Annotated in this window: 6 protein-coding genes and 1 pseudogene; 6 read left to right on the top strand and 1 reads right to left on the bottom strand. The window is 72.4% G+C overall.

Translation table 11 applies throughout. From position 1 onward, the window contains the following. The first annotated feature begins 4 nt into the window (after positions 1–4). Complete coding sequence (gene rpmB / locus AB8Z36_RS42345; RefSeq protein ID WP_440581999.1) at positions 5–190, top strand: 50S ribosomal protein L28; 186 nt, start codon at positions 5–7, stop codon at positions 188–190. A 2-nt stretch (positions 191–192) separates the two neighbouring features. Here the strand turns inward: rpmB (AB8Z36_RS42345) and rpmB (AB8Z36_RS26615) are convergent, their stop codons facing one another. Next, positions 193–378 carry a 50S ribosomal protein L28 gene (gene rpmB, locus AB8Z36_RS26615; RefSeq protein ID WP_016642993.1) on the bottom strand — a complete coding sequence of 62 codons (186 nt, stop codon included), beginning with the start codon at positions 376–378 and terminating at the stop codon, positions 193–195. Between the two features lie 212 nt (positions 379–590). Here rpmB (AB8Z36_RS26615) and AB8Z36_RS26610 point away from each other — a divergent pair, with 212 nt between their 5' ends. The 5 genes and pseudogenes from AB8Z36_RS26610 to AB8Z36_RS26590 form a co-directional block, all read left to right on the top strand. After that, a complete protein-coding gene (locus AB8Z36_RS26610; RefSeq protein ID WP_440581998.1) occupies positions 591–2306 on the top strand; it encodes a DAK2 domain-containing protein in 1716 nt (571 codons plus the stop codon). Positions 2307–2371: 65 nt separating this feature from the next. After that, positions 2372–4606, top strand: a complete 2235-nt coding sequence (recG, locus tag AB8Z36_RS26605) for an ATP-dependent DNA helicase RecG (protein ID WP_369215910.1) — start codon at positions 2372–2374, stop codon at positions 4604–4606. A 117-nt stretch (positions 4607–4723) separates the two neighbouring features. Then, the gene (gene rsmD / locus AB8Z36_RS26600) at positions 4724–5317 is read left to right on the top strand and encodes a 16S rRNA (guanine(966)-N(2))-methyltransferase RsmD (protein ID WP_369215909.1); all 594 of its coding nucleotides are present in this window, start codon (positions 4724–4726) and stop codon (positions 5315–5317) included. Between the two features lie 26 nt (positions 5318–5343). Beyond that, positions 5344–5823, top strand: coding sequence for a pantetheine-phosphate adenylyltransferase (gene coaD, locus AB8Z36_RS26595; RefSeq protein WP_369215912.1), 480 nt, complete (start codon positions 5344–5346; stop codon positions 5821–5823). A 111-nt stretch (positions 5824–5934) separates the two neighbouring features. Then, positions 5935–6664, top strand: a pseudogene (locus tag AB8Z36_RS26590) (cell division initiation protein); the annotation flags it as partial.

Below are 6664 nucleotides of genomic sequence, written 5' to 3'. Positions count from 1 at the left end.
ACCCGTGGCTGCCAACTGCGACGTCTGCGGCAAGGGGCCGGGCTTCGGCAACAACATCTCGCACTCGCACCGCCGTACGCCCCGTCGCTGGAACCCGAACATCCCCCCCCCCCCCCCCCCCCCCCCCCCCCCCCCCCCCCCCCCCCCCCCCCCCCCCCCCCCCATCAAGGCCGGCAAGGTCTCGCGCTGACGTCAGCGCGAGACCTTGCCGGCCTTGATGCACGAGGTGCAGGCGTTGAGGCGCTTCGGCGTCCCGCTCACCACGGCACGCACACGCTGGATGTTCGGGTTCCAGCGACGGGGCGTACGGCGGTGCGAGTGCGAGATGTTGTTGCCGAAGCCCGGCCCCTTGCCGCAGACGTCGCAGTTGGCAGCCACGGGTCACTCCAAAGACTTCAGATGCACTTACGGTTAAACCCGGCATGCCGGGATCAGTGCAATGATCGGAATGGCGTTGCCAGGAGGAATGGCCCGATGCGTATCGGGCAACCGGAGCAGCATACAACGACTGCTTCGGTACAACGAAACTACCATGTCTTGCCCGGCCCCCGCCCCGGAGCCCTCGTTCACCCCGGGTCTACGCTGCGTCCATTCCGCATGGTCAAGGAGGCGAACAGGTGCCGCAGAACCTCGACGCGGTCGCGGTGCGCGCCTGGTGCCGACTGGCTCTGGAGGCCCTCGGCAGGGCCCGCGAGGAGATCGACTCGATCAACGTCTATCCGGTCGCGGACGGGGACACGGGGACGAACCTCTATCTGACCATGGAGTCGGCGTCCCAGGCGGTCGACGCGGCCTTCACGGGCCATGAACCGGCCGCGCCCTCACTCGCCGAGACCGTCCGCGCCATGGCGCACGGCGCCCTCATCGGAGCGCGCGGGAACTCGGGCACGATCCTCTCCCAGCTCCTGCGGGGCATGGCCCAGGTCCTGGGCGGCGGTCCCGAGGGCGAGGGCGGCGAGCCCGGCCGTGACGAGGATCACGCCGACGGGCGGACCCTTGAGCTGGCCCTGCGGCAGGCGGCGGAGTCCGCGTACGAGGCGGTCGCGCACCCGGTCGAGGGCACCGTCCTCACGGTGGCCACCGCCGCGGCGAAGGCGGCGGCGGCCGAGGGCACCGGCGACTGCGAGGCCGTGGCACGCGCCGCCTGCGCGGGGGCACGGGCGGCGCTCGACCTGACCCCCGGCCAGCTCGCCGTCCTCGGCCGCGCGGGCGTCGTGGACGCGGGCGGCCGCGGCCTCGTCGCGGTGCTCGGGGCGCTGGTGGCCGCGCTGTCGGGCGAGACGGTGCCGTACAGGGGCGCCGACGGGGTGCACGCGCGCGTGCCGGAAGGCTGTGGCCACGCGCCCGTGGAAGCCGTCGAGTGCGAGGACCTCCCGGCCGACGAGGGCGGCCCGGCCTTCGAGGTGATCTACCTCCTGGAGGCGGACGACATAGCCGTCGCACGGCTGCGGACCCGCCTCGACCGGCTCGGCGACTCCCTCGTGGTGGTCGGCGGCGACGGTCTTTGGAACGTCCATGTCCATGTCGATGACGCGGGAGCCGCCGTAGAGGCGGGCGTGGAGGCGGGCCGTCCGCACCGCATCCGCATCACCCACTTCGGGGCGGGCGACGCCCACACCACCGCGCGGCCGCCCAGGGAGCGCGCCCAGCGCGCCATCGTCGCCGTCGTCCCCGGCGAGGGCCTCGCCGGGCTCTACGCGGAGGCGGGCGCGACCACCGTGCCCACGCGCGTGGGGGAGCCGCCCGCGAGCGGGGAGCTCGTCGACGCCGTCCGGCGGGCGCACGCGCGTGAGGTGGTGCTCCTGCCCAACGACGCGGAGCTGCGGCACACCGCCGCCGCGGCGGCCCAGCAGGCGCGGACGGAGGGCGTGCGCGTCGCGCTGATCCCCACCCGCTCCGCGGTCCAGGGCATCGCCGCACTCGCCGTGCACGAGCCGGACCGCGGCTTCGACGAGGACGTGGTCGCCATGACCTCGGCCGCCGGGGCGACCCGCTATGGCGAGCTGGCCGTCGCCGAGCGGCAGTCGTGGACCATGGCGGGCATCTGCCAGGCCGGAGACGTGCTCGGCCTGATCGACGGTGACGTCGCGGTGATCGGCTCGGAGGTCGCCCGCACCGCCGCGTCGGTCCTCGACCGCATGCTGTCCGCGGGCGGCGAGATGGTCACGCTCGTCCTCGGGGACGCCGTGCCCGACACGGTCGCCGAGCACCTGGAGAAGCATGTGCGCGAGACGTATCTGGCCGTCGACACGGTCGTCTACCGCGGCGGGCGCCAGGCGGCGCTGATGCTGATCGGCGTGGAATAGCGCACACCACCCCTGACCTGCGGATCAGGGGGACCTGCCGCGGATTGTCAGTGGCGTGGTGTGCAATGGATCTCGTGCCCGCGCTCGAAGAACCCCTGAAGAAAGTGGTCGGCCCCGCCACCGCGAAGGTGATGGCCGAGCACCTCGACCTGCACACGGTCGGCGACCTCCTGCACCACTACCCTCGGCGGTATGCCGAGCGCGGTGAGCTCACCCGCCTCGCCGACCTCCCGCTGGACGAGCACGTCACGGTGGTGGCGCAGGTCGCGAGCGCGCGCCTGCACACGTTCAGGTCGCCCAAGGCGCCCCGCGGCCAGGGCCAGCGCCTCGAAGTCACCATCACGGACGGCAGCGGCGAGCTCCGCCTGGTCTTCTTCGGCCGCGGCGTCCACAAGCCGCACACGGAGCTGCTGCCCGGCACCCGCGCGATGTTCGCGGGCAAGGTCTCCGTCTTCAACCACCGCCTCCAGCTCGCCCACCCCGCGTACGAACTGCTGCGCGGCGGCGACCCGGACGCCGTGGACAGCTGGGCGGGCGCGCTCATCCCGATCTATCCGGCGTGCAAGCAGCTGGAGTCCTGGAAGATCGCCAAGTCCGTCGAGACGGTCCTGCCCAGCGCCCAGGAGGCCCTCGACCCGCTGCCCGCCTCGCTCCAGGAGGGCCGCGCCCTCATCCCGCTCCCCGAGGCGCTCCTGAAGATCCACCGGCCGCACACCAAGGCGGACATCGCCACCGCGCGCGACCGTCTGAAGTGGGACGAGGCCTTCGTCCTCCAAGTGGCCCTGGCCAGGCGGCGGTACGCGGACGCGCAGCTGCCCGCCGTGGCCCGCAGGCCCACGAAGGGCGGCCTCCTGGACGCCTTCGACGCGAAGCTGCCCTTCACCCTCACCGAGGGCCAGCAGAAGGTCTCCAAGGAGATCTTCGACGACCTCGCGACCGAGCACCCGATGCACCGCCTCCTCCAGGGAGAGGTCGGATCGGGCAAGACGATGGTGGCCCTGCGCGCCATGCTCGCCGTGGTCGACGCGGGAGGACAGGCCGCCATGCTCGCGCCGACCGAGGTCCTCGCCCAGCAGCACCACCGCTCGATCGTCGAGATGATGGGCGAGCTGGCCGAGGGCGGCATGCTCGGGGGCGCCGAGCAGGCCACCAAGGTCACGCTGCTCACCGGCTCCATGGGCGCCGCGGGCCGCCGCCAGGCCCTGCTCGACCTGGTCACCGGCGAGGCGGGCATCGTCATCGGCACCCATGCGCTGATCGAGGACAAGGTGCGCTTCCACGACCTGGGCCTGGTCGTCGTGGACGAGCAGCACCGCTTCGGTGTCGAGCAGCGCGACGCCCTGCGCGGCAAGGGGAAGCAGCCCCCGCACCTGCTCGTCATGACGGCCACACCCATCCCGCGCACGGTCGCGATGACGGTCTTCGGCGACCTGGAGACCTCCGTCCTCGACCAGCTCCCGGCGGGCCGCTCACCGATCGCCAGCCATGTGGTCCCCGCCCAGGACAAGCCCCATTTCCTCGCCCGCGCCTGGGAGCGCGTGCGCGAGGAGGTCGAGAAGGGCCACCAGGCGTACGTGGTCTGCCCGCGCATCGGCGACGAGGAGGACGACCCGAGGAAGGGCGCGAAGAGCGGCGGGAAGAAGTCGGCCGAGGAGCGGGCGGAGGAGGCGGCCACCGCCGAGAAGCGCCCCCCGCTCGCCGTCCTTGAGGTCGCCGAGCAGCTCGCCGGGGGACCGCTGCGGGGACTGCGGGTCGAAGCCCTGCACGGCCGCATGCAGCCCGACGACAAGGACGCCGTGATGCGCCGCTTCGCCGCGGGTGAGACGCAGGTCCTGGTCGCGACGACGGTCATCGAGGTCGGGGTGAACGTACCGAACGCCACCGCCATGGTGATCATGGACGCCGACCGCTTCGGCGTCTCCCAGCTCCACCAGCTGCGCGGCCGGGTCGGCCGCGGCTCCGCCCCCGGTCTCTGCCTCCTGGTCACCGACATGCCCGAGGCGGCGCCCGCCCGCGCCCGCCTCGGCGCCGTCGCCGCCACCCTCGACGGCTTCGAGCTCTCCCGCATCGACCTGGAGCAGCGCCGCGAGGGCGACGTCCTCGGCCAGGCTCAGTCCGGCGTCCGCTCCAGCCTGCGCATGCTGGCGGTCATCGACGACGAGGAGATCATCGCCGCCGCCCGCGAGGAGGCCGTCACGGTGGTGGCCGGGGACCCCGATCTCAAGCACCTGCCCGAGCTGCGCACGGCCCTTGACGCCCTGCTCGACGCCGAGCGCGAGCAGTACCTCGACAAGGGCTGACCCGGCCCCGCCGCCACCAGGACCCGGCCGGACACCCGCCCACCAGGACCTCGACAGGAGCCGCGGCCCGGCCACGCCATATCGTGGAGGAACCACAGCCCAGCCAGAAGGACTCAGATGACCCGCGTGATCGCCGGTACGGCTGGCGGACGCCGCCTCGCCGTCCCGCCGGGGAACGGCACCCGCCCCACGTCCGACCGCGCGCGCGAGGGCCTCTTCTCCACCTGGCAGGCGCTCCAGGGCACCCTTGAGGGCACCCGCGTGCTCGACCTGTACGCGGGCTCCGGCGCCGTCGGCCTCGAAGCTCTCTCCCGGGGCTCCGCGCACACGCTGCTCGTCGAGGCGGACGCGCGAGCGGCCCGCACCATCAGGGAGAACGTGCGGGCGGTCGGTCTGCCCGGCGCCGAGGTGCGCGCGGGCAAAGCCGCCCAGGTCATCCGCCAGGAGCGGCCGGGTACCCCGTATGACCTGGTCTTTCTCGATCCTCCGTACGCCGTCGGCGACGACGATCTTCGGGAGATCCTCCTCACACTCCGCTCGGGGGGCTGGCTCGCGGACGAAGCGCTCGTCACCGTTGAACGCAGTACAAGAGGCGGTGCGTTCGGCTGGCCCGGGGGTTTCGAACCCCTCAGGTCCCGTCGCTACGGCGAGGGGACGTTTTGGTACGGTCGCGCCGCCTCTACGTGCGACGACTCAGAGATCGCGCCATGACCGGACCGGAGAGCGAGGGACTCACGATGCGCCGCGCCGTCTGTCCGGGGTCGTTCGACCCCATCACCAATGGACACCTCGACATCATCGCCCGCGCCTCCAAGCTGTACGACGTGGTGCACGTCGCGGTGATGATCAACCAGTCGAAGAAGGGCCTGTTCGAGATCGACGAGCGGATCGAACTGATCCGCCAGGTCACGGCCGACTTCGGCAATGTCGAGGTGGAGGCCTTCCACGGCCTGCTCGTCGACTTCTGCAAGCAGCGCGACATCCCGGCCATCGTGAAGGGCCTGCGCGCGGTCAGCGACTTCGACTACGAGCTCCAGATGGCCCAGATGAACAACGGCCTCTCGGGCGTCGAGACGCTGTTCGTGCCGACCAATCCCACCTACAGCTTCCTCTCCTCCTCGCTGGTCAAGGAGGTCGCCGCCTGGGGCGGCGACGTCGCGCACCTGCTGCCCCCGGTGGTCCACGAGGCCTTGGTCGAACGCCTGGGCGAGAAGTGACCCCCCGGCCGGTGCACTGACGGCCCGTCACCCGGTGTCGGGCGGGCCGCCCCTGGCCTTACAGTCGTCCCGTCCGTCTCCCAACGAGCTGTAGAGAGTGGCGAGCACACGGTGGACGTGCAGAAGAAGATCGACGAGATCGTCCAGGCGGTCGGCAGCGCCCGGTCCATGCCGATGTCGGCCTCGTGCGTGGTCAACCGCGCCGATCTGCTCTCGATGCTCGAAGAGGTGCGCCAGGCGCTGCCGGGCTCCCTGGCCCAGGCCCAGGAGCTGATCGGCGGCCGTGAGCAGCTCGTCGAGCAGGCCCGTCAGGAGGCCGAGCGGATCATCGAGAGCGCGCACGCCGAGCGCGGCTCCCTGATCTCCGACACCGAGGTGGCCCGCAACTCCCAGGGCGAGGCCGACCGTATTCTCGCCGAGGCCCGCCAGGCCGCCGAGGAGGTCCGCGCCGAGGCCGACGACTACGTGGACAGCAAGCTCGCCAACTTCGAGGTCGTCCTCACCAAGACCCTCGGCTCCGTCGGCCGTGGCCGCGAGAAGCTCCTCGGCACCGGCCCCGGAGTCGACGAGCAGGGCTACGAGGACGCGGACGCCCCCGAGCGCAGCCACGACCCCGAGACGCTGCGCCGCGACGCCGACGCGTACGTCGACGCCAAGCTCGGCGCCTTCGAGGCGGTCCTGGCCAAGACCCTGGAGGCGGTCGGCCGCGGCCGTCAGACCCTGCACGGCCGGGCCCCGGCCGATGAGCTGGGCACGCTCGGTGAGGGCGTCGGGCCCCAGGGTCACACCACCGACGCCGAGTACCTCGCGGACCTCGCGGGCACCCCGCTCACGGCGCCCC

The sequence above is a fragment of the Streptomyces flavofungini genome, assembly GCF_041028215.1.
GTDB classification, from domain to species: domain Bacteria; phylum Actinomycetota; class Actinomycetes; order Streptomycetales; family Streptomycetaceae; genus Streptomyces; species Streptomyces flavofungini_B.
The sequence above is the reverse complement of the archived record's forward strand: the minus strand, read 5'-3'. Positions and strand labels throughout refer to the sequence as shown.

Coding starts and splice junctions, on each gene's coding strand:
- coaD (WP_369215912.1), top strand. CDS start 5,344: ATGCGCCGCGCCGTCTGTCCGGGGTCGTTCGACCCCATCACCAATGGA.
- recG (WP_369215910.1), top strand. CDS start 2,372: ATGGATCTCGTGCCCGCGCTCGAAGAACCCCTGAAGAAAGTGGTCGGC.
- rsmD (WP_369215909.1), top strand. CDS start 4,724: ATGACCCGCGTGATCGCCGGTACGGCTGGCGGACGCCGCCTCGCCGTC.